This window comes from Nocardia sp. SYP-A9097 (genome assembly GCF_009649815.1).
In the GTDB taxonomy this organism is placed as follows: domain Bacteria; phylum Actinomycetota; class Actinomycetes; order Mycobacteriales; family Mycobacteriaceae; genus Nocardia.
Window position 1 is genome coordinate 148,876 of the sequence record NZ_WJIC01000002.1, and the last position, 21,384, is coordinate 170,259.

The 21,384-nt window shown below is 64.0% G+C and carries 23 protein-coding genes; 12 read left to right on the forward strand and 11 right to left on the reverse strand.

Annotated elements, in window-relative coordinates; translation table 11 throughout:
* Positions 1-156: 156 nt before the first annotated feature.
* The 6 genes from GFY24_RS04335 to GFY24_RS04360 all read right to left on the reverse strand — a co-directional run bounded on the left by GFY24_RS04335 (position 157) and on the right by GFY24_RS04360 (position 4,929).
* A complete protein-coding gene (locus GFY24_RS04335; RefSeq protein ID WP_194852742.1) occupies positions 157-1,623 on the reverse strand; it encodes a hypothetical protein in 1,467 nt (488 codons plus the stop codon).
* A gap of 20 nt (positions 1,624-1,643) precedes the next feature.
* Positions 1,644-1,994, reverse strand: coding sequence for a type VII secretion target (locus GFY24_RS04340; protein ID WP_153803683.1), 351 nt, complete (start codon positions 1,992-1,994; stop codon positions 1,644-1,646).
* Between the two features lie 265 nt (positions 1,995-2,259).
* Positions 2,260-2,721 (reverse strand): hypothetical protein, encoded by a 462-nt coding sequence (locus tag GFY24_RS04345; protein ID WP_153803684.1) that lies wholly within the window; start codon positions 2,719-2,721, stop codon positions 2,260-2,262.
* A gap of 540 nt (positions 2,722-3,261) precedes the next feature.
* Positions 3,262-3,498 carry a hypothetical protein gene (locus tag GFY24_RS04350; protein WP_228565993.1) on the reverse strand — a complete coding sequence of 79 codons (237 nt, stop codon included), beginning with the start codon at positions 3,496-3,498 and terminating at the stop codon, positions 3,262-3,264.
* Between the two features lie 496 nt (positions 3,499-3,994).
* Positions 3,995-4,348, reverse strand: coding sequence for a VOC family protein (locus GFY24_RS04355; protein ID WP_153803685.1), 354 nt, complete (start codon positions 4,346-4,348; stop codon positions 3,995-3,997).
* 185 nt (positions 4,349-4,533) lie between these two features.
* Entirely contained in the window at positions 4,534-4,929 is a 396-nt protein-coding gene (locus GFY24_RS04360; RefSeq protein WP_153803686.1) for a hypothetical protein, read from the reverse strand.
* A gap of 409 nt (positions 4,930-5,338) precedes the next feature.
* On the opposite strand from GFY24_RS04360, the gene GFY24_RS04365 reads away from it, so the two are divergent.
* Complete coding sequence (locus GFY24_RS04365) at positions 5,339-5,692, forward strand: DUF4870 domain-containing protein (protein ID WP_228565994.1); 354 nt, start codon at positions 5,339-5,341, stop codon at positions 5,690-5,692.
* 258 nt (positions 5,693-5,950) lie between these two features.
* Here the strand turns inward: GFY24_RS04365 and GFY24_RS04370 are convergent, their stop codons facing one another.
* A complete protein-coding gene (locus tag GFY24_RS04370) occupies positions 5,951-6,844 on the reverse strand; it encodes a hypothetical protein (protein ID WP_153803688.1) in 894 nt (297 codons plus the stop codon).
* Between the two features lie 311 nt (positions 6,845-7,155).
* Here GFY24_RS04370 and GFY24_RS04375 point away from each other — a divergent pair, with 311 nt between their 5' ends.
* The 4 genes from GFY24_RS04375 to GFY24_RS04390 all read left to right on the forward strand — a co-directional run bounded on the left by GFY24_RS04375 (position 7,156) and on the right by GFY24_RS04390 (position 10,554).
* Positions 7,156-7,545 (forward strand): hypothetical protein, encoded by a 390-nt coding sequence (locus tag GFY24_RS04375; RefSeq protein ID WP_194852743.1) that lies wholly within the window; start codon positions 7,156-7,158, stop codon positions 7,543-7,545.
* Between the two features lie 187 nt (positions 7,546-7,732).
* The gene (locus tag GFY24_RS04380; protein WP_153803690.1) at positions 7,733-8,188 is read left to right on the forward strand and encodes a nuclear transport factor 2 family protein; all 456 of its coding nucleotides are present in this window, start codon (positions 7,733-7,735) and stop codon (positions 8,186-8,188) included.
* A 990-nt stretch (positions 8,189-9,178) separates the two neighbouring features.
* The gene (locus tag GFY24_RS04385; protein ID WP_153803691.1) at positions 9,179-9,559 is read left to right on the forward strand and encodes a hypothetical protein; all 381 of its coding nucleotides are present in this window, start codon (positions 9,179-9,181) and stop codon (positions 9,557-9,559) included.
* Positions 9,560-9,786: 227 nt separating this feature from the next.
* A complete protein-coding gene (locus GFY24_RS04390) occupies positions 9,787-10,554 on the forward strand; it encodes a 2-phosphosulfolactate phosphatase (protein ID WP_153803692.1) in 768 nt (255 codons plus the stop codon).
* Positions 10,555-10,701: 147 nt separating this feature from the next.
* On the opposite strand, the gene GFY24_RS04395 is transcribed toward GFY24_RS04390, so the two are convergent.
* A complete protein-coding gene (locus GFY24_RS04395; RefSeq protein ID WP_375336008.1) occupies positions 10,702-11,748 on the reverse strand; it encodes a hypothetical protein in 1,047 nt (348 codons plus the stop codon).
* A gap of 380 nt (positions 11,749-12,128) precedes the next feature.
* On the opposite strand from GFY24_RS04395, the gene GFY24_RS04400 reads away from it, so the two are divergent.
* Positions 12,129-13,031: a hypothetical protein gene (locus GFY24_RS04400; protein ID WP_153803694.1), complete on the forward strand. Its 903-nt coding sequence runs from the start codon at positions 12,129-12,131 to the stop codon at positions 13,029-13,031.
* A 154-nt stretch (positions 13,032-13,185) separates the two neighbouring features.
* A complete protein-coding gene (locus GFY24_RS04405) occupies positions 13,186-13,380 on the forward strand; it encodes a hypothetical protein (protein WP_153803695.1) in 195 nt (64 codons plus the stop codon).
* Here GFY24_RS04405 and GFY24_RS04410 read toward each other — a convergent pair.
* Positions 13,362-14,378, reverse strand: a complete 1,017-nt coding sequence (locus tag GFY24_RS04410; protein WP_153803696.1) for a hypothetical protein — start codon at positions 14,376-14,378, stop codon at positions 13,362-13,364. The two genes, GFY24_RS04405 and GFY24_RS04410, sit on opposite strands and share 19 nt — an antisense overlap.
* Before the next feature lie 1,169 nt (positions 14,379-15,547).
* Here GFY24_RS04410 and GFY24_RS04415 point away from each other — a divergent pair.
* Entirely contained in the window at positions 15,548-16,273 is a 726-nt protein-coding gene (locus GFY24_RS04415) for a response regulator transcription factor (RefSeq protein ID WP_153803697.1), read from the forward strand.
* A gap of 440 nt (positions 16,274-16,713) precedes the next feature.
* Entirely contained in the window at positions 16,714-17,106 is a 393-nt protein-coding gene (locus GFY24_RS04420; protein ID WP_309230451.1) for a nitroreductase/quinone reductase family protein, read from the forward strand.
* A gap of 285 nt (positions 17,107-17,391) precedes the next feature.
* On the opposite strand, the gene GFY24_RS04425 is transcribed toward GFY24_RS04420, so the two are convergent.
* Entirely contained in the window at positions 17,392-17,943 is a 552-nt protein-coding gene (locus tag GFY24_RS04425) for a hypothetical protein (RefSeq protein ID WP_153803699.1), read from the reverse strand.
* A gap of 455 nt (positions 17,944-18,398) precedes the next feature.
* Between GFY24_RS04425 and GFY24_RS04430 the strand changes: the two genes are divergently transcribed.
* Positions 18,399-19,214, forward strand: coding sequence for a hypothetical protein (locus tag GFY24_RS04430; protein ID WP_153803700.1), 816 nt, complete (start codon positions 18,399-18,401; stop codon positions 19,212-19,214).
* Between the two features lie 239 nt (positions 19,215-19,453).
* Entirely contained in the window at positions 19,454-19,858 is a 405-nt protein-coding gene (locus GFY24_RS04435) for a DUF732 domain-containing protein (protein WP_194852744.1), read from the forward strand.
* Between the two features lie 201 nt (positions 19,859-20,059).
* On the opposite strand, the gene GFY24_RS04440 is transcribed toward GFY24_RS04435, so the two are convergent.
* Positions 20,060-20,905 (reverse strand): alpha/beta fold hydrolase, encoded by an 846-nt coding sequence (locus GFY24_RS04440; RefSeq protein WP_153803702.1) that lies wholly within the window; start codon positions 20,903-20,905, stop codon positions 20,060-20,062.
* A 204-nt stretch (positions 20,906-21,109) separates the two neighbouring features.
* Between GFY24_RS04440 and GFY24_RS04445 the strand changes: the two genes are divergently transcribed.
* A complete protein-coding gene (locus GFY24_RS04445) occupies positions 21,110-21,370 on the forward strand; it encodes a hypothetical protein (RefSeq protein WP_153803703.1) in 261 nt (86 codons plus the stop codon).
* The last annotated feature ends 14 nt before the right edge of the window (positions 21,371-21,384 follow it).

Genomic DNA, 21,384 nt, shown 5'->3' on the forward strand with positions numbered 1-21,384 from the left:
TCTGTTCCCGGTGCCAGTCTTCGTAACTCACGGCATTGCTGAAACCGGCCGGGGCCTCGCTACCCGAATCATCTGCTCCAACAGGCGATTCGGGAGTCGGTTCGGTAATAGGTGTCCTGAGTGCCGCCATGATCTCGGGTGGCAGTTGCGGGGAACTCATTTGCCGGTACCGGTGTCGGCAGGTTCGCCGGACTCTGCGTGTTGCGCCGCGATCGGTGAGGTAGCGAATTCGCCGGCGGTGCCGAGCACGGTGGCCATGCCGGCGTCGTGGCCCTCCCAATTGTGGTTGAGCAGGTTCCCGATATGCGACTCGGGATTGTATTTTCCACCCGGGGTGACGGTGACGTCCATTCGGTGTGTGCCGTCGGGTAATTGAGCGCCACCGGTCAGCAGATCGTGCACGGCGAGATGGTCGATCCCGGCGCGACCCAGCATCTTGTCGGCCAGCGAACTCGGGGTTTCGGTACTGCCCCAGGGACTTTGAATGTTCTTCACATTGCTGCCCGCGATCTCCGCGCTCTGTTTGAGTAGGCCGCGGTCGATATCGGTGCCCTGGGCCAGGCTCGGGTTGCCCTTGCCGAGTACGTCGGTCAGCGCGTTGAAATCGCCCATTCGAGGTACCGAGATGACGCCGCCCGCCCCACCCCCGCGTTGCGGATTCAGTGAGTTGTAAGGCTTTTCGGTCAGCAGGGTCCGAATCTGGGTGGGCAGCATGGCCATACCACCGGTGTCTTCCAACGTTTGTTTCCCGTTGCCGGGATTGCCCGCGGTCTCGATCTCTGGATTCGACATGATCTGGAGCGCGTCCGCGACGCCCGCCCGAACTGTCTGCTGCTGATCCGCCGGGAGGCCGTCACCCAGCTTCTGGATATCGGTGACGCTCATGGTGTCCATCGAGCGCATGAATCCGCGCAGGTAGTCGAACTGCCCTTGCGGCAGGTCGACTTGTTTACCCACGAGCAGGTCGTCGAGCTGCTGTTGGGTGAGATGAGTGGCCAATTGCAGCCGCTCGATTTGGGCCGGGGTCGCGGTGCCATTGCGCAGGGCGGCTTCATCCTGTGCTGCGACAGTCGGATTCAGTCCGGAGGTTGCCGGGGTCAGCTGTTCGATGGAGTCCAGGGCGGTCCGGATCGCGGTGGCGGTGGTGTCGTCGGCCCAGCCGAGGTCGGCCGCCAGCCGCTGCAAGACGACGGTTTGATTCGCGGCCTCGTTCGCGCGCGTCGACTGCAGGGTATTCACCTGGTCGATGAGTTTCTGATCCGTGCCCGCCGCGTCGAGAGCCGCCTGATAGTTGTAGCCGTCGCGTACCGACCAATCAGCGTCATCGACCTCGAACCCGGCCTCGCGCAGATTCGGCACCCGCTGCCTCGCGGTGGCGACAAGCGGCCCCAACGCCGCCTGCCCATACCGGCATGCGGCAGCGAGATCATCGAAAGCATCTGCCACCAACCGCATTTGGGCACGTTCCCGGTCCGCTCGACCCTCCGCGCCGTGCCGCCCATCCCCCGACCAGTTCATCCCATCGACGGTCTTGTGCATTTCGTCGGCCGCATCCCGGATGCCCGTGGCTATAGCCTCGGCTTTGGGTACCACCGACCCCATATCGACATTCCAGAACATCACCTGGACAACGGTGGGAACCTTCACCCCTTGACCCCGGAGTTGAAGTCCCCCAGAGCATCGAACCGGGCAGCCGAGTCCTGATCCGAACCGTGATAGGTATCGGCAGACTCCCGCAGCAACGCCGCGAACTCCTGATACCGACCACTGACAACCGGAATCGCCTTGGCGCGCACCGTTTCCATACGATCCAGCTCCGGCCCCGTGTCGGAGCCCTGCATGAACGACCCCAACGTCCCTATGAACCCAGCCGCCGCATCGATAGCCGGCAACTTCCCAACCGCACCGGCAATCCCATCGAACTTGTCCGCCGCGGCACGCAATTCTTCCGGAGAAACCTGCATTTCGCCCCGATTCACATTGGGTTCAAGCACAGCGTCCTTCGTCGCCCGCCCGACGAATGACCTAGCCGGACACTATCAGAGACGCTCTGCCACAGTAGGTTTCGCCGCTTTGCGTCCCGCGCCCCCGAGTCGATGTTCCCGCTCGATGCGGGAGGTTACTGCGGCGACACACCGCTCTGCCACGGCGGAGACGGCATGATGGCAGCGGCCATTACCCTGACGGCTCGATCTCGAAGCGAGTGTCTCGACTGCTGGGTTGGGGCACAGGAACGCGCGCTCGAGCACGGGAGGACCACTAATCGGCTTGTGCGTAACGCCGGGCAGCCCGTGAGAAGCTCGCGATGGAGGCCTCCACATCAGTCCGCCCGCCGTCGTCCGCGTCGAGCAGTGGCAGCTCTCGAGCGGCGAACTCATTGGCGGCCTGCAAGACAGCGTCAAGGACCTGCCCGGCGTCCGCATCGACGATCGTGACGCGGCCGGCGCGAACAGCCATCCGCCGTTTCATGAGAGTGAAGTTGAGCGAGAAATGCGAGGATATTCCCAGGTAGTCGAATCCGCCGCGTCCCCGTTCGACCAGCGTGCACAGCTCGTCGAGCAACATCGAGACAGACACGAAAATCATCATGGATCCCATGCCGTCGTCCTCGGACGAGGCGCTGCCCAGATCGCCGACGACTTCCATGTCGCCGAAGTCGAACCCGGTCGGACCCGGGTCGTCGTGGTCGTCGTTGTGGCGGGAGAACTCGAAGATGACCATTTGTGCCTTTGCTCCAACGCATCGAGTGTTCGCAGCACAGCTAGGAATACGCTGTCATGCCGCATACTGCGCTGATCGAACCGGCCGGCGCGCGACCTTCGGGTGGCTGTATCGATTCGAGGCTGACCGAACACACGCGCAACTACCCCAACGCATGGCCGACATCCAAGCCGCCGGAAAAGACCATGGCACGGCGGCGCACCATAATTCCGAGTTCAGCGCGATAGGCGACATTGGGACAGAAACCCTGCATTTCGCCCCCATTCGCATTGGGTTCAAGCCAGAGTTATTCGTCGCCCGACCGACGAAAGACCTAGCCGGACACTGTCAGACACGTTCTGCCACAGTCGGTTTCATCAAATTGTAACTCGCTGCCCCCGCCTGAGTTCGCGCTCGAGGCGGAAGGCCGTGGCGGCGACGGTCCAGCGTGACCCCAATGCCGACCCGCTCCTCGCGGAAGATCAACGGGCCGTATGCGACCCGGCATCGACAGAACACACGCACTTGCCGATGACCGAGTAGTCCGGGGTGGCCGAACATTCACGGGAAGGGGCCGGGCCGCGGGCCGAAGACCCCGTTGCCCTTGCGGACTTCACACACCTGCCATCGGCCGTGTTGCTCGGTATCGAAGGCGATATCCAGATCCGTGACACCGGTGTAGAACCCGAGCACGCTGACCGAATCCCCGGTGGGAGCCGACGCGCTGAACTTGTCGGGCTTTGGTTCATAGAACCGGTTGAAGGCTGTCCGGACCTGCTCGTCGCTCCGGACAGCCATTTGCTCTGCCAGGTTGCCGCAAGCGAGCCGACGCAGTGTCGCGACGTCGCCTGCGCCGGCGGCCGCGATGTGGTCTCGCACAGCCCGTTCCGGACTGTCCGGCAACAGCGCCGGGCTATTCGAACAACCACTGACCACCGCAATGGCGGCAACACTCAGAGCTGTCATAACTCGCATCGGTCCGCCCTTCGCTCACTCGGCCGTCCGGTACGCATCGGCAGCGCAACCCTTAACAGGCGCTTAGTATCAGCATCCACGCCCGCGCACGACGCCGAATCGCGGCAACTGTCGAATCACCTTGCCGCACAGCGAATCCCATCCCGCCCTCCCCATTCGACAAACACTACCAGCGAGGCGGGACCACGGACTGATGGCAGAACATCCGCTCTTGCCGCATATCCCGCTGACCGAACCGGCGACTCCGCAGCAGCTGTTGACCAGACCCGTTGGGGCTCAGCACATCCGCCACTGCGGACAGCACGCTGGGATGAGCGGATCAGTAGTACTGCACAAGACAGAATTCGTGCTCTTCCGGATCTGCCATCACAACAACCACACCTTCGTCGTAGTTGTGCCGCTCACCAGTGCACCGACCGCCGAGCACGATGACCTGAGCAATCCCTTCGTCGATGTCATCCACGGCGACGTCAAGGTGAAGCCGCACTTTGCCACACTTCGGCCCTGTCACGGGCTGGAAGACCAGACGAGGCTGCTGATCACCGGAACGGCCGAGATAGACCCAACCGGGTTCGGACGGTCCCCGCTCACGGTCCAACAGCGCACTCCAGAAGGTCGCGACCTGTTCCACGTCCACGCAATCGATTGTCACCCCAACCCATCGGTTCCCCATTCCACAAGTATTGCGGTACTGCCGGACGGTCAACGGCCACCGAACGTCCGCACATGCGGCGACCCGCGCGGTCCGAAGGGGCCAGAGCGGGAGATGACGGCGCCCGCGACCTCGAGTGTGGTCGCGGGCGGCGTCCTCTCACGGGTCGAGATCCGCCCGTCGTCAGGCCCGGTCGTTCGGGGTTGTCAGGATGCGCGCCACGGATCGCAGGCGAGACCCGCCGGCGCTACGGAGCCGTTGACCCCGGATGTCGCGTCGTAGGACAGCAACTTGATCGTGGTGTCGTCCTTGTCGAATGCCGCAAAGAGGATCGCTCCCGCGGGATCCCATTCGGCAGTCGTCGCCCCGTCATGCATCCACTTCACCGTGGCGATGAGCGACTCGGCCTGGTGCCCGTTCGGAGTTCCCATGGCGGCCATGACTTCCCCCTTGCTCTGCCCGAGGTACAGGCCGCACCAGGTGGTCAGCGGATCGACGTCAGCGTGCCCGGTGACGACAGCGGGCCCCGCGATGAGAGCCAGCTGTATCGCACCGACGAGAGCTGCGCGGTGTGCGTACTTGGTGAATCGGTGAATTGTCATATCCCCGCCCTTCTTTCAGCGCCCGCGAACGTGTCGTCTCGGGCGCAGGGAAGATACTGCTGCATAGGGCCGACAAGATCCGCAAGTGCCTGGCCAAAGACCATTCGACGGGGAGGTCGAGGATGGGTATACGGAGCCCGGCCCCGGTCTGGAGTCAACCGGCAGTCGGCAGAGCCCCGGGGCTGCTTCGGCGTTCCGGTGCTCGATTGTGTAATGAGCCGTCGCCCAGGGGTTTCCAGCTCGCTGGCAGTCATCTCGTCGCGAGAACCCCGTCCGAGATCGCAGACGTCGGTTGGCACGCGACCTGAGGGTTCGAGCTGAAAGTTGGGATCGGGAGGAGGCGTGTGCGGCATCTACTTACCCCATGACATCTTCACAACCCCCCGCGAACCAACCCCAGTCCGCCGGCTTGGATAAAAAGACCAGCGCGATCCTGTCGTACGCGCTGGGATGGCTCACCGGAATCATCTTCCTATTCATGGGAAAGAACGACCCCGACGTGAAATTCCATGCCGCACAATCGATCGTCTTCTTCGGAGCGGTCTCGGTCCTCAATACCGTGCTGAGCATCGTCGGCTCACTCCTGGGAGCCCTCGGCATCATCTTCAGCCTCGCCGGACTCGCGGTCGCGGTCTTCGCGGTCGTCATCTGGATCAGGGCCATGGTCCAGGCGAACAACACCGGCGGTGTCCGCGCACAACTTCCCATTGTCGGAAAATTCATTGCCCCCTATGCCGATCAGCTGGCCGACTCGGTCAAGTAGCGGCGTAATCGAAGTCCCCAGCCGGATTACGTAATCGATGATGCTGTCAACACCCCCGCACGGCGGCCGGACGCGACAGTCCGAACATCAACGGCCCGAGTCATAGCGGGTTCACGCGGTCGTCGCAACACTCACGATTTGAGAGGTTGCGGCGACCGCGTGAACCCGCTCATTTCGGGCCGTTGGAGTCCGCTTGGAACGTCCGGAACTGCCGATTCCAGGATGGTCAGGACTTGCGTCCGGGTGTTGTCCTGGAGGTTATGGCCATGGTGAGAGGTTCATTCCCATCGCAGTGGTGTCCGGCTGTTCACCGGGGTGCTCGCTGAAGGCCGAGAGCAGAAGTTCTTGTGGGGATGCCACGTCGAGCAGATCGCGGAACGCCAACATGGATGCCTCGGCAGCGCTGTGAAGTTGGTTGGTCGTGGCCGGGTGTAGTAGGCGCCGGATCCAGTATCCGTCGCTGGGCCCGTCCCATCCGAGCCGTCTCATACCGGCCTCCTCGTCGTCGGACATCAGGAAGTCGTCGTCGAGGTAGTCGTTGGAAACGATATTGCACACAGTCTCGTCGTTGGAATCGCCGAAGAAGCAGGCGTGCCGGTTTCCTGTGGTGCCCAGCCTTATCCAGTCGCCGCCGCGGATCCGCCCCAACGTGAGCTCCAACCGCGAGGCGAAGTCGTTCCAGGTGGTCACGACGGCCTCGGCGTCGGTCATGGATTCGGACGCTGGTCGCTTGTGGATGCGGGGATAGTGAAGCTGGTCCCTGTGAATCAGGAGCCCGTTTGTCCAGTCCGATTCGTCGTAAAAACGGAGTCGTCCGAGGAGGACCGAGCCGTCCGGATTCACCACCGACGGATCTGATTTCGCTGCCAGCCAACGAAATAGGGGTTCGGCCTGATCGACATCGTCGGGAGACGGCTCTTGCGCGGCTGTCAATGCCCATCGTCCGTCATCGATCTGCGAGAGTTCGACACCGCAGCCTTCGCCCCGACTGCTACCGGTGAAGTAGAAGAATCGGAAGCTGCCGTCGACCTGCAGTGACCGTTGTGGTCGAGGTCCAATGCGGAGATGCCAGCGCAGCTCGTCGAGTTCGTCCGCTGTCAGCGCCGCCGTCAATGTCACCGATAGCTGCATGAAGTAGAACGCGTTTGTCACGGCCGTCACCATAGCTGTGAACTCCGACGTCCAAACTCACAGTCCGCCAGCCCCATTCGCATGTACACCGAGATCCTCCCGACGCCATCCGGTAAGCCGCTGACCGCGTTGTTCGGAACGGCCAGAGCGCCGCTGCGGAAGATCAACCGCCTCTAGGCATCTGGTGCCATCCGAACGCACGCTACTGCCGAGTTGAGCGTGATGCGCTGAGTTGCGCCTGCGAGCCCGCCCATGACGATCTCTCGGATCATTCGGGTGAGACTGTCCAACAGAAACCGGACAGGTCGGTGCTCTGCGCAAGGATGACCGTCATGAACGCAGAAATGCTCATAGATGTCTGGCAGCAGCTTCTCGCCGACCCGCGCAAGTCGTGGGTGCTTTTCGAGCACGGCACTTGTGTCGTGCTCACCGCTCCGGATGGGGACCTCGCCGAACAAGCCACCTCGATCCTGGCGGAGTTCGGCCCGGCGCATGCCGGATCAGCGGCAGGAGACTTCGGGGTGATCGACCTCGAGGATGCCGAGGGATGGGTCGTCACCGGACACCACAACGACGTCCTCACCTACGTCGGCCCCGATGAGCCTCACGATCCGTCGCAGATCGCCGTCGGGCTGCACGGACGTTCCAAGCGCCATCGGGACGGCACCGAACTTCACGTCGTGCACGTCGAGGACAGGCGAGGCGCGGTGAACCTGGGCTGAATCCCAGCGAAACGACCCTCGAGGAGATCGAGGAAGCCCTACGCCGGTTCGACAGCTGAGCGGATATCCGCGGGGTCGCTATCGACCCCTGGCAGCGTGAGGTGTGGCGTTATGACAGCGGCCACTCCGCGCTGTATTACCTCGCAAGTAATCGACGAGACGTGCTGTCGCGAACAGGATTGTGGGCATGAACGATGTCGGAACGAGCGCCACCCGCACAGTCGTCGAGGAGTTGTTGCGCCGAATCGGTGCGGGTGATTCGGATGCGACGGCCGCACTATACGCCCAGGTCAGCGACTGGAAACTGAATTGGCCCGAGCATGAGCACGACCGACCGGCGACCCCGTGGATCCGCCCCCGCGCCACGCGCGCCGACGCCGCCGAGCACTACGAAGAGATTGCCCGTCACCACGTGCCGGAACGAGCTGGCACCGTGGTCGAGCGCATTCTCGTCGACGGCCCGCATGCGGTGGTACTGGGCGAGATTCGCCAGATGACCCGCCGCACCGGACGCGCCTACCGTTCCCGATTCGCTCTGCACCTGACCGTCGAGAACGGACTCATCACTCGCCACCACGTGTACGAGGACAGCCTCGCTGTCGCCCAGGCATTCGACGATGGCCGTCAGCCCGAGGGCCTCTGATCGAACGTCCCACAATGCCGCTGATCGCAATGACCCGATCGGCCAGCGCGGTACCGTGCGGAAGATCAACGGGCCCCGTCCATCTGGTGTCGGCCGAACGCACGCTATTGCCGATGAGCGAGCACCCTACCGCGGCTCTACGACCTCGAAAATCCGGTCTGCCTCGTAGGTGAAGCCGGCAGCGGCCGCATCGGCCAGCAGCAGAGCGCAACGGTTCGCTCGCACGAAGCCAATTCGTAACTGTCACCTCGCCACAAGCGAAACAGGGCCAGGCCGACCGCACGGCAACGCCCTGCCACTTCGCGCAGATAGGTATCGCCGTCGAGCTGGTCGGGCTGTGCGAATCCGAGGCTCGCGGGGTTGAGGTCCAACGGCATCTTCCAGTTGCGAGAAACGTGGCGCAGCCGGTCGGATATATCGACAGCACCGTCACTGTGATCACACAGGGCCAGGAACGACTCCATGCCCCACATGCCTCCCCCCAGGGAGACGATGAGCGCTTCACATGCGAGTTCGACAGGGGTGCAGGGCTGTTCGTCGAGCCAGTTGCGATGTTCCTGTTTGAAACTCTTCAGGTTCGTTCAGCGCATCGGTGACCACCCGAACGAGGTGTGATGCCCAGTCCTGATCCTGGGCGAGCAGCACAGCTGTTGAAATCAGCGCGTACTCCGCGGAGCAAGCCAGCGGTGACAGCTGCTGATGGAAGGCTCGGACAAGGATGCTCCTACGATCGATCAGGTTATGCCGCAGTAGCTTAGGACCGGAGGATGACAACGCGATCCAGCAACGCAGCGGCGAAGTCCGGCCGGTTCGGTGGCACCGCAGCGAGCGGCGTATGACTGAACGCGACGAGGCTGTCCCCAGAGTATCTGGTGGCGCCGCGATGGACAACGGGCCACTGCCCGAATCGAATTAGGGCATATGCCCTATAGCGCCCCGTCCGGACGGCTTGTAGCTTCTAGCCGTATGCCGCACCGATTGACAGCCCTGTTGAGCACCACCAGCTCGTTGTTCGCTATTGCCGTCAGTGTTGCCGCACCGCAGGCCGCCGCGGGCAATCCGGTGGTGCTGGCTCCCTGGGTCTCGTGCACTGACCGCTGGTGCCGCAACGAAACTGACGACACCTACCGCGTGGACGTGATCTTCGACTGCGGTCTAGGAAAACAGCAAATAGCCCGTGCCTACCTTCCCCCACATCTGACCACGGCCGCAGGTGGTAACTGTGGTTCTCACGACGAGCGCTGTTTGTATGACCGTGAGCGCTGGTGCAGCACGGACAATCCGATCCTCGGAATGCGGTACGAGAACGTGGTGGTCGACAACGGTCCGATTCCGCCCTGGCCCTTCAACAGCTCGGGCTCATCGCATTGAACGCGGGCACCTCGCGGCGACTGGGGTGTCCGGACAAGCGAACGCACTGAACTGCCGCATACCGCGCGTTGGTCTGCCACCCAAACCGGTTGTCTGCCAGCACTTCCGAAATGCGCGTGCTGATGACGGGGCTCAGTCGGCGCGATGTCGTTCAGCGCATCTGTCTGATCTTTGACACACTGACCTGCTGATCGAGTGTTGCGTCAGGGCATGGGGAGGGATCGAGGATGTCCGAGTTTCCGGAGTGGTCAAGGCAATTGGGATCGGGTGTGCGATTCGATTGGGGATTGGCGGGCGCACAGGCGCTCGGTCCGCAGAGCGCAGCTGTCGTGGTGGTGGACGTATTGTCGTTCACGACAGCGGTTTCGGTCGCGGTCGACGCCGGGACCCTAGTCTTGCCGTATCGGTGGCGCGACGGCAGCGCTGTGGAATTCGCCGTCGAGCAGGACGCGGAGTTGGCAGTCGGTCGCACGGCTGTCTCGCGACAACAGCCGTGGTCGCTGTCTCCTGCCGCTCTGCGCCGTGCGTCCGCTCCTGCGCGTCTGGTGCTGCCCTCACCGAACGGATCCGCGATTTCCGCCGCCGTGACTGGAGTTCCGGTGATCGCGGCGTGCCTTCGTAACGCCTCGGCGGTCGCGGATTGGATTGCTGGACAGGGCTGGGGAACCCAGTGGAAACCCGTTGCGGTATTCGCTGCCGGTGAACACTGGCCCGGCGGTGGTGCTATACGGCCCGCGGTCGAGGACTGGCTCGGTGCTGCGGCGGTCATTGCCGCGCTCGCCGAACGTGGCTCGGGTCCACTGTCTCCGGAGGCATCGGTCGTCAAGGCCAGCTACGACGGTGTCGATGATGTCGGTGCGTTGATCCGCGATTGCGCGTCCGGTCGAGAACTTGCTGCGATCGGATTCGGCGAGGACGTGGCTATCGCGACAGAAATCGACGCCAGCAAGGATGTGCCGATACTGGTCGATGGAGCCTTCACTCACGCATTGTGAATAGGCACTTACGCATCCGCTCATGCCGCATACCGCGCTGTTCGGAACGGCCAGCGCGCTACCTCGGAAGATCAACTGGCCATGCCCATCCGAGGCCGGCGGACCGCACCATCAGGCCGATGACCGAGCGCGCAGAGTCCCGGCGGTTCAGGCGTCACTCAACCCCAACTCCTTGCCGACATACGGGAGTTCCTGAACCTCCGCGCCGTTTACGAAGGCCCTGAACTCCAACATGTTCGGGTCCGAAATCCCGCCGATCGTGCGCAAGGTCGCAACCGCTCGGGCCGCCAGACTGTGCATCGTGGGGTTCGCGGTACCACTTCCGGTCCGCGGACCCATCCACTTCCGGTTGTCGGGATGGTCGATGAGATAGTCCGGAGTGCCCCATCGCCATCCGAGCCGGACCAATGGATCATGCAGTTCCGGTGGACCCGGATTCGCCCACTTCTCATTCCAGAGCTCACCATCGATCACATCGCCACTCTGCCCCTTCGAGAGCTGAATGAGCAGTGAGGTTCCGGTAATCGGCAGGTCGAGATACCCCTGGCACGGCAATGTGGTCAGCACCCATCCCAGGCGATCGGTGAAGTCGTCCCATCCCGTGCATCGTGCGGCACCTCTGGACGTGGGCTGGTCCGAGACCACCGATCCCAGACGCGGGGCGCGGGCAGGCCCGGCGTCATCGTAGGCGCACAGTCGCAGATCCGTTGGCGCACTGCCCAATCCATCGCGAATGACCGCAACAATTGCTGCCGCGATCTCCTCGCGGTAGCCCGCGTTGTAGCGCCAGCCCGTGCGCCATTCGCGCGCGAGGTTCTCGGAATCAACCTTCGGTTCGCCGACGTTGCAGTTCTCGGTGACAGCGCGGGCCGACCCCGGAAGCGGGTGCCACACCGATTCTTCCAGCGGCCGCATACCGCCGGATTCGTAATCGCGCCCGCGCGAGAACGAGGTTGTCCGCTGTGACCGAAGGACCGACCGAAGTCGGGTGGCTGCTCCCTGATCATCGGGAACCGAGACGGTGATCGCGATGCCTTTTTCGTCGGGGTAGAACAGAATTCGCTGTCCGCCGACCGAATCGCGCAGCTGCACGAACTCACCACGCTGAGGCCGCACGACCTCCCCATGTGCGCCCCGGTCCGGGTTGAGCACTCCAGGAATATCAGTCAGCAGCATCGCCCAGTCATCGGCCATGGTCACACTCTCCTCATTGCAGCCGACAATGTAACAACACAGAACGACAAGGGCACCAGACCGAACCACCGACCGGCGGAATTCCGGAGGGATGCGCGGCATCCTCTATGCCGCGTGGCGTGCGGACCGAACCCGCCAGCGCCGGACAGCGGAAGATCAACCGGCCGTGCTGATCTGAGTCCAGCGGAACGTCCGCAACTGCCGAGTTGAGGGCACTGCGCTCGAAGATGGCGGCCGATACGGTCGAGTGTCAGTGCCGTCGAGTACAACTCGACGTGAGCAGTTAGGTTTCGAGTGAAGGATGCTAGGTGAACGAGCAGGGTTCGGTGGATGGTGGGCAGTCCCGCCGCGAGGAGTCGGGCGAATCGGTCCGGCAGGACATGCTCGCCGTCGCAGCACTGGTGGCGCCGAACGTTCCTGAGGTGGCCGAGGCGGTGCGGACCGCAGCCGACAATCCTCGGCTGGAGCTGATCTATGCTCTCGGTGACCATCACATGGCAGGGTATTTCGACTGGAAGGAAGACATTCAGTCGGCCCGAGACGGCCTGGAGTACCTGGCCTCGTATCCCTCTGGCTCGTCCTGGGATTGGCACCCGAATTTCCTTGCCGAATGCGAGGATTGGCATTCCGGAGACAAGCTCGAACGTTTTCTTCAGCTGACCGGCGAATGTCTCCATGAACAGGGGTATGCACTGGTCTCGATAAACACCGATTCCGACGCCTACTGTCTGGTCGTCATGTCCGAGTCGGACCTCGCCGCCAGGCGCAATGACCGGACCGACAGATGGCTTCAGGTACTCAGGCTTGGCACCTGGTCGAAGCAAGCCCGGCCAGTGAGCGATCGCAATATGGTCGGTACACGCGCAACGATGAGCGACTGGGACCGATTCACCGAAGACCTCGCGGCGATGATCCGACATGGCCTTGGCGGGGATACGGTGCTCCAGTTCACCGGCCCCGGTGAAGTTGGTGTGCAAATCAGCGAATCGGGCTTCCACACCTTGGAGGTGATGACCGATCCCTTCGCATTCACCGGCGACGAGGCGCGCGAAGTGGTCGCTGAAGGCTGGACCCTCAATGACGAATTCGGCCTCGGGAATTGGTGGCAGACACCGCTATCGAACGCGCACGCGGTCTGCGGCAGTATCTCCCGCCGGATCGTTGCCACGCTGCGCCGGTCCGGAGTCGAATCTCCCGCCGACCTCGCAGCGCGGACTTGGCAATACGACCGCGGCACTCTGCCCCTGTGGCGCATGGACATCCCGGTCTCACCGGATCGCTAGCACCCAACCCTCGCGGCAGCGCACAGGCTGCTGCCGTGTCGATTACCGCGCCACGAACGCACTCATCTGCCGCATACCGCGCTGACCGCACCGGCCAGCGGCCCAGCGGAAGATCAACTGACCGTACCGATCCGAGGCCGGCCGAACGTCAGCCATGACCATCGGCGACCACCGCAGCCCGCTGCCCGTCCGACTTCGGCCCCAGCCCGGTGAAACCACGGAATCGTTCGTGGTCCGCCTTGCCCTGGCCGATCACCTCGAACTCAGCTACCTGCACCGCACCACGCCGCCGTCACCCATCATCTCAACACGGCGGTTGTGGGACGCGGATCAGCAGCGTTCGTACTGACGCACGTAGGGCTGCGACTCCGGTAAGACGTTGTACCCGGGTGTCTGGCAGCCGCCGACCACGACCTCGAAAAAGGGGCCCATGGAGTAGACGGGGCCGTTGGGTGTGTGGATCGTGTAGTCGACCGCCGCGCCGGAGCCAGCCAGGTAGGGAAGATGCAGATCGGCGAGTTGTGTGGTCTGCGCGGCGCTGAATTCCGTACCCACGGGAGGGAATACGGTGACGGCCAGTGTGCGGCCTTCGGAGGGCGGGTCGTAGACCGACACCCGAACGAAGAACGGGATGGGTTGATCGGTCAGGAACCACTGCCACAGGTCGAGTTCATCATTGGACGGGAAGCGGGGGGTGGGCTCTTGGTGGGGGATGAGGCGATCGTGGGGCCATGGATACGACCCGGGGCTCCGTTCCGAGTGATTGGTGAACCCGCGCTCCCGCTCATGAACGGCGGATACGGTCCACTGGTTGGATGCCAGTTCGGGGAAGTCCCGGATGATTCGGCGCATCGCCGCGGTGGCGCGGTGAGGTTCGCTCTCGGAGCCCGCTCGGACGTCGATGGAGTTGGTTATGCGGCTCGCGTCGCCGCCGCTCGAGTCCCAGTGCACTTCGGTGCCGGCGGCCCATAGTCGCGCCCAGGTGTCTGCGGCGTTCGCTTCAGCGCTCACGTCACGGCCGAGAAGCCAGTATGCGGAATAGGAGTCCGCCATCCGATCGATGGTGACCTCTATCGGATCGCCGCGGAAACGCCGCGGAAGCTGTTGAGCGCCCATGGCACTCACCACGGACGCGGCCTCGGCCGGTGTGGCGTCGTCCCTGAGCCGCACGTCGAGATTGGCGGTGAAGTGTCTGCCCTTGTAGTGCTCGAACCGGTGTGACGCGTCGGTCACCCCCGGAAGGGCCCGGATGGCAGTCTCGATCTTGCGTGACCAGCTGTCATGCTCGGCCTGGTCGCGTCCTCGATCGAAATAGCCACATCCGGTCAGCAGGACTGCCGTCATCATCAATATGACGGTCGGGGTGGTGAAGCGAACAGCTTTGATTCTGCGGACGATGAGCGGCGAAGACGCCGATGTGGGAGTGTCGGCCGGGAAAAGTACTGCCCCCCAACGACTTATGGGATCGGAGGGTCGAAAAGCTTTGAGGAACACAACAGCAACCTACGTCAGCGATGCGGCACAATACATGCCCCGAATTGTGAGGATTATGTGAGCGACCGCGTTCGTTCCGTGCCGAACGTCCGCCAACCGCGACCGGCCGACCTGTAATGCCGCGACCCGCGCGTGGTTCGACCGTCCAAACTGGTTGGCCGACAGCGACTTCCCAACGCGTGCATGGCGGTGGTGCTGGATCGGGCGGTTCAGCCCTCGGCGGGGGCGTGGCGGCCCCCAAACCTGGGCAGAGCCGATGAAAGGGCCGAGCCTGCGGGGTGGTGCCCGGACGTCAACGAGGTAGGTTCGACCACCCGGGGCAGGACCACTGTCGGGGCCTCTGATTCTCTGCGCAGGCGTACGCAGAAAGCATCCAGACTGCCGTAGCGTGCCGTGATCTCAGCCAGCAATCGCAACGCTACGGCGCTGTGGCTTGTAGTGCTCACCATTGCCATTGGTCCTCCACCGGTCGCTTGAACTCTGACAACCTGTGCCACCGAACCGCTCCGACGGGCACCGGCGGGTAGCAGACGTCGCCCCTTGCTGGTCTCACTCGCCGGTGCCGGAACTTCCGTTCTCGCGCTTGGGGAATGAGGCTGGCACCATCGGCGGACGGACAGGCTCTCGCCATGTTGGGTTGTCGCATCCACCGATGGGGACTGCCATGTACAGCGCGGGTCCGGTTGCAGGCCGGAACCGCAGGAAGAGCTCGCCAGGGCGGGGCGGCTCCCCCGAACACCCCGAGCACGAGAACAGCCCAATGATTAGCCGGTAGACCAGCGCGCATCGGTCTCGTGATCGGAATGCCCGTCGCCACGCTAAACCCTCCACGCTCGTCAGCGCCGTAAAACGCCTACAGATGGCATCGGAGGCCACTGCCGCCGGTACCGTCTGTCGCAGATGTCCGATCGATAGCTGTCCGCGAACCCGTCGGCCTCAAAGAACCGTCCGGGGGCGAAAGTCCCGCCCGGTGGTGCCGTTGGCCCGATGGCAGAACAGCGGGGTAGGCCGATCGTGAAGCAATGAGCATTCCCACCCGCGCGGGCGCGACTCGCCGGCCGCCCTCGCGCCACCATCCGGTACGGGTGGCCCTGATCGACAAGGACCACATCGTCCGGCACGCCCTCACCGATCTACTGGAGTGGGATCCGGCAGTCGAGATCGTCGGCGAGGCCGACACCGTCGCCGCCGCCCAAGCGCTGCTGCCCCGGCTGCGGCCCGAAGTGGTGATCGTGGATCCGCACCTGCCCGACGGTGACGGACTCGACCTGTGCCGGGCAATGCGCACCGAACATCCCGGGATCGGCTGGCTGGTTCTGAGCGCCGATATCGCCCCCGAGGCGATGCTCGCCGCGGTCCACGCCGGAGCGGCCGGATACATGGTCAAAGACCTCACCGAACTCGACGTGGCGGGCGCGGTCAAAGCCATCGCCACCGGGCACTCGCACCTGGACCGGCGGCCCGTGCCCAGCCTCACCCATCCGCTGCGGCACCGCACGGCCGGGCATCACGCACCGGCCCTGGCGCTGACCACCATAGAGATGACGATCCTGCTGCTACTGGCACATGGGTTGACCAACAAGCAGATCGCGCACCGGTTGTTCTTCAGCGAGAGCGCGATCCGCAATCACATCATCGGCTTGACCCGCAAACTCGGGCTCGACGACCGCACCGACCTCACCGAGCACGCCGCGGCCCTCACCGCGACCTGCCCCTGTCCTCCTGCCGGTAGTGCCCCGAATCTTTGAGAGTCTGTCGGTTGAAGAATCCGCCGGTGTCCACCATCGGAAGGTGGTGCGGCAGGCCGGAACCGGACTCCTTGTCGAAGTGTTCGAGGAGACCTTGCGAGCGCTACAGCCGGGCGACCGAGCGTAGGGCCACCCAATTTGCGGCCAGCACGAGCACGCTCACGCCGCTCATCGCTTGGTTCGAAGCAGTTACTCGGCGCTCCGGAAGTTCAACGGGCTGAGATCATCTCGGCTGACAGAACACACTGATCTGCCGACTACCGCGCATGTGTCGCTGAGATCAGGGGCGGCTCGGTCAGTTTGTGCGCGCCAGGTTATTGGCCATGGTTGCGGCGGTTCGACGTTGTCGCGCGGGCCGCTCGATGATCACTGACCGGGAGCCACATCGCGCCGACCTCCGTTGGTCAACAATCGAACTGATTCTTCGGTAAATTGGGGTCGTGACCAAGTTGCGAGACCTGCAACACCGGGTGGTAACGACAGGGCAACGATACATCGGTAACCCGATCCTGGGACGGCTGCCGGTTCAGACCTTGCTCGAAACAACGGGGCGTAAGAGCGGTCAGCCGCGGATCACGCCGATCGGCGGCCGCCGAAGCGGCAACTCCTTCTGGCTCGTTTCCGAGTTCGGCGAGAAATCCCAATACATCCGAAACATCCAGGTGGACAACCATGTTCGGCTGCGTATTCGTGGTCGGTGGTACTCCGGCACCGCTCACTTGGTGCACGGCCACGACGCACGAGCTCGGCTGCGTGAGCTGCCGTGGGCCAACAGCGCAGTTGTACGAGCGGTCGGTACTGATCTGCTGACCGTTCGCATCGACTTGGGCTGACCTGTCGACCTCTCGTACTACTGTCAGCGAATCCATCCGGTCGGATGGCTGGGGCCTGCGCCTACCCATCCGAGGCCGGTTCGGATTCCCTCGATCTTCAATGGCCCGAGCGTGACTCGACCTGGCAATCCCGGGGGGATGTGACGGCCTGTTACCGTGACCCGTCCACGTTCTCTGGCCTAGGCAATCTAAAGACGCTTCGAACGCTCGCTCATGCCGCGTGGCGCGCTGTTCGAACTGGCCATGTGGTTCGGCGAAAGGTCGATGGAACCAGGCCTTTTCGGTTCAGCGGAGGACTGGTAGCAGGGCGAGCAGGACCGCGATGAGGAGCAACAGGACCGAGAGTCGCTCGACGAGGGCGTGGGTCCGATCGAGATCGGCATTGGCTTGCGTGCCGTCCGCGGCGAAACCGCGAGCACTGTCTGCACTGCTGCCGGCGCGGGTGGAGAGTGCGGCGTCGACCCGGAGCTTGACGGCGAGGATCGCGGCCATCACCAGCGCGCCGGTGAGGTAGACCGCGGCGATCGGTCCGGCGCCTGCCGCGAGTCGCGCGACTTCGATTACCGCCAGGACGATGCCGGCGATCAGCGAAGTGCGGTTGTAGCGGTTCCACGCCCCGACGGAGATCTTCTCGACGGCAAGGGCGACGTTCGGTGCGGCACCCGGGGATTCCATGGCACGTCGTCGCATCGTCAACTCGTCCGGCCTGATCAGTGCGACGAGCAGCGCGTAACTGCAGATCAGACACCAGACCACTATCACGCTGATCGTCGCCCAGCGCCCGGCCCAGGCGCTCAGACTCCGGAGCATCACCACGGTCGCGACCGCCCAGGGCACGGCCAGGAGCAGGCGCAGCAGCGGCAGTAGTCGGGCTTCGATGCGGGCACGGCCAGAACCGGTACCTGGTTGCGCCCGAGGGCGATTCGAGAGACATGGCGGGTCAGCTCTTCGTGCGGGCGAGGCTGTGTTCTCCTGCGCGGTCGCTTCACGATACGAAACCGGCGACAAGGTCGCGTAGCCCTAACTTCGAAGGGCGGACGCGGAAGCGGTTTCCCAATCGATGCGGTGGTCGAACATCCAATTCAGATGTCCGACTACTCGGTGTGCGGGTGGCGATACTTCCGGAACTGCCGCGCCCGCGCTGAGCGAACCGGCCAGCGCGGGCGCTGGCGGCCGGAACCTGGTGCGGTGCCAAACGTCCGCTATTGCCGATTATCGAGTGGTGGACGCTGATCAGCTCTGGGATTATCGGGTTGACGTTCGACATCGGTGCCGGTGGGAGGAAATCGCGGATGACCACGGCGCGGCGGTTCTGGATCGAATTCGACCCGCACGAGTGCGTTGACGCCCGGTTCTGGCGGGGTGTCGGTGTGACCGGCTTCGACGTGCGGGATTGCTTGTCGATAGTCGCCGATCTGTTCCCCGATGGACTGTTGCCACCCGTGCACCGAATTACCGTCGACGTCTCGCTGGCCGACCCACTACCGGTGAATCCTCGCTATCTCGGCGTTTCAGTGTGGCGTGGGGTCTGGTATCCACCCGTGAACCTCGGAATCGGGCCGACCCGCAGCATCGACCGAAGAGGCGCGCCCTGCGACTACCCGACACCTGTCACGCAATCACGCCCCAGGCGAGCTAGTGAGACCCTGTGCACGAAGGCTACGTGGTGGGACGAAATCCCGCATAGCGGTAGCCTGCTGTGGCCGCTGGTGAACATGCACCACACCGAATACGGCCGCGGAATGCGCTCTAGCGCAACGGCGCTGCGCGCCGCCTGCGCCGCGGATCCGACCTACGGGGCCCTGGTGCGCGAAGCCCTCGACTTCATGATCTGGTGGCGGCCGACACCGGACGAATGGTTCGACCCGACCGAAACCAGGTTCACCGACCAGCGCGAGCTCGACGAGTACCTGCGAGCCTTCCGCGACTACCTGTTCGGAACTCGCCCGGAACCGATCTATCCTCCCGGCAGCGAACCGCTTTCACCCGAGGACGCGTGGCTGGACGCTATCAGCCGTCTGGTCGTCACTCGCCCGGGTCCGGTCGACGCTCCCGGCAGCGAACGGCTTTCACCCGACACGGAACCACGACTTCCCAAGAACGAGTGAAATCGTCTGGGGTCCAGGAGGTCCCGCGATTGCCGCTGGGTGTGCGACCGAGTGTTGCGGAACGCGCTGCGGCCCGAGATATCCGGTAATGCCGCATGTCGCGCTGTTCGGAACGGCCAGCGTGGCGGTAGGTCTGCCGCTACCGGCCTTGCCTGGCCGCCGGTACCCGCCACGTGGGGTCCAGTGGCGTAACGCGAATTGACGCCAGGCGGAGTTCAGCGACCTCATTTACGATCTTCGTGGCGATCACCGGGTCGCGCAGTTGTCCCACGATTGGAATTGTCTTGCTCTTCTCGAAGATCGCTACAGGGCTCGCCGCCGCGGCCGCTGCTGTTCTGTTCGCCGCCCCCGCCTCGGCATTGCCGTCGGCAGAGCTTCGGCCGGTCGCGGGGCCCCACAACTACGGCCCGTTACAGGACGCGCATTTCGGGTTCCTGCTCATCCAGCGGGATGGCATTCAGGTACTTCCCGACATCATCTCGGATTTCCCGGGCATTTCCGAGGGTGGCCATGCCGTCTGTGATCTGCTCGCGGACGGCCTATCGAAGCACAGTCTGGCCGAGTTCTTGAGCGAGGAGCCAGGCGAGTTCGGCTCGGCGATGGCCTTCGTGAACGCTGCCGAGACTGCCTATTGCCCCGGCTGATGCCGGTGCATGGCTGGCCCGCCCTGAACGTTCGCCTCGTCCTCGCTGGCTCTCGCGACGCACTCTATTGCCGCGACCCGGGCGTTCGAAACCGGCCGCGGGCTCGGCCAACGAGTGCACACACATGCCGAGAAGCGCGAATTCACTTGAACGCGCGCTTCTCTGACCTGTGGGGCCGTTCTGTCGCAAGCCTCTGATCCGTTACTGCGTGATCGAGCGGGCCGCGAGAACATTCAGCAGTGTAGTCACGAACGGCTCGGCCGAGCCGAGGTAGCCAGCGTGGTCGCCGGGAAACTCGACGAGTTCAGCGTTGATCGTCGGCGCGAACTCCAGGGCAGGCAGCGCGGGCCGGAACGCACGCGAGTCCGCACCGATGCCGAAGATCAATCGGTCGGCCGACTTGGCGAGCGCGGGCACGTCCGGCTGGTAGCCGACGACGTCGAGCATTTCGTTGCCAAGAAAGAACGGCAGGTTGGCGTGCATGCGTGCGCGCATCTCCCCGATAGCGGGCGGCAGTTGCGTCGGCTCGGCCGACCGGTTCTGTGCTGGTATGCCGATACCCGCGCCGAACTTCTGGAACGCGGCGTCGGTGCCCTCGCGCAGAAAGGTAGCGTGGACGTCGGCGAAGAAGGCCGCGTGGTCGGCGGCGGCGGGCAGGACGGTGAACATCGGCGGCTCGTGCGCGATGACCAGGCGCACCCGGTCCGGATACCGGCTGAGCAGGTCGAGCGCGGTGATAGCGCCGCCGCTATTGCCGAACACGAACGGCGGCTCGTCGGTGAGCGCGTCGATGATCGCGAGCGCGTCATCCGCGCGTTCGCGCACCGGTTGCGGGCCGGGGTTGTTGACGGTCAGTGCGCTGCGCGAGTTGCCGCGCGCATCGTAGGTGATGACCGTGTAGCGCTGCGCGAGCGGAGCGGCGACGAACTGGAACACGTCGCCGTCACCCGTGTTGCCGTGCAACAGGACGAGCGGCGGGCCGTCGCCGCGAACCTCGTAGCGCAGACGCGCACCAGGCACATCGAGAAAACCGGTCGTACCGACCATTATTCGCTCCCCCCAGGCAGGTTGATATCGCCAGGGCCACTCTAGCTTCGGGGCCGCCCTCTGCCCCAGCCATTCCCCGGCTGGAGCGTTTTGCACAGGGAGTGCCCACCCCAAGTGCTGACTATAGTTAACGAAAGTATCCGGTCATGCCGCATACCGCGCTGACCGAACCGGCTACAACGGGCGGGCGAAGGTCAACTGGCCGTGCCGATCCGCGGCCGAGCCGAACGCACCGTCGCTCCCTCGACAATTCGTCTTCTTCGGTATCTGGTCGGCGAACTGGCCTGCGGCGCGCCGCAGCCGGTGAACGTCACCGCCGCCCAGCGCTACGCCACCGACGGGACCATCGGCCTCTTCGAGGGCACCACGCCCAGAGCCGACTCTATGGAAGCCGCTCCCGGCGTCCAGGCGCTCGCGGCGCATGAAGAAGCCACTATGACGCGCATGCGAAGCGCAGGGACATAGTGAAGTATAGGATT

Coding starts and splice junctions, on each gene's coding strand:
- GFY24_RS04345 (WP_153803684.1), bottom strand. CDS start 2,721: ATGGTCATCTTCGAGTTCTCCCGCCACAACGACGACCACGACGACCCG.
- GFY24_RS04350 (WP_228565993.1), bottom strand. CDS start 3,498: ATGGCTGTCCGGAGCGACGAGCAGGTCCGGACAGCCTTCAACCGGTTC.
- GFY24_RS04355 (WP_153803685.1), bottom strand. CDS start 4,348: ATGGGGAACCGATGGGTTGGGGTGACAATCGATTGCGTGGACGTGGAA.
- GFY24_RS04360 (WP_153803686.1), bottom strand. CDS start 4,929: ATGACAATTCACCGATTCACCAAGTACGCACACCGCGCAGCTCTCGTC.
- GFY24_RS04375 (WP_194852743.1), top strand. CDS start 7,156: ATGAACGCAGAAATGCTCATAGATGTCTGGCAGCAGCTTCTCGCCGAC.
- GFY24_RS04380 (WP_153803690.1), top strand. CDS start 7,733: ATGAACGATGTCGGAACGAGCGCCACCCGCACAGTCGTCGAGGAGTTG.
- GFY24_RS04390 (WP_153803692.1), top strand. CDS start 9,787: ATGTCCGAGTTTCCGGAGTGGTCAAGGCAATTGGGATCGGGTGTGCGA.
- GFY24_RS04395 (WP_375336008.1), bottom strand. CDS start 11,748: ATGGCCGATGACTGGGCGATGCTGCTGACTGATATTCCTGGAGTGCTC.
- GFY24_RS04400 (WP_153803694.1), top strand. CDS start 12,129: ATGCTCGCCGTCGCAGCACTGGTGGCGCCGAACGTTCCTGAGGTGGCC.
- GFY24_RS04405 (WP_153803695.1), top strand. CDS start 13,186: ATGACCATCGGCGACCACCGCAGCCCGCTGCCCGTCCGACTTCGGCCC.
- GFY24_RS04410 (WP_153803696.1), bottom strand. CDS start 14,378: ATGATGACGGCAGTCCTGCTGACCGGATGTGGCTATTTCGATCGAGGA.
- GFY24_RS04415 (WP_153803697.1), top strand. CDS start 15,548: ATGAGCATTCCCACCCGCGCGGGCGCGACTCGCCGGCCGCCCTCGCGC.
- GFY24_RS04430 (WP_153803700.1), top strand. CDS start 18,399: ATGACCACGGCGCGGCGGTTCTGGATCGAATTCGACCCGCACGAGTGC.
- GFY24_RS04440 (WP_153803702.1), bottom strand. CDS start 20,905: ATGGTCGGTACGACCGGTTTTCTCGATGTGCCTGGTGCGCGTCTGCGC.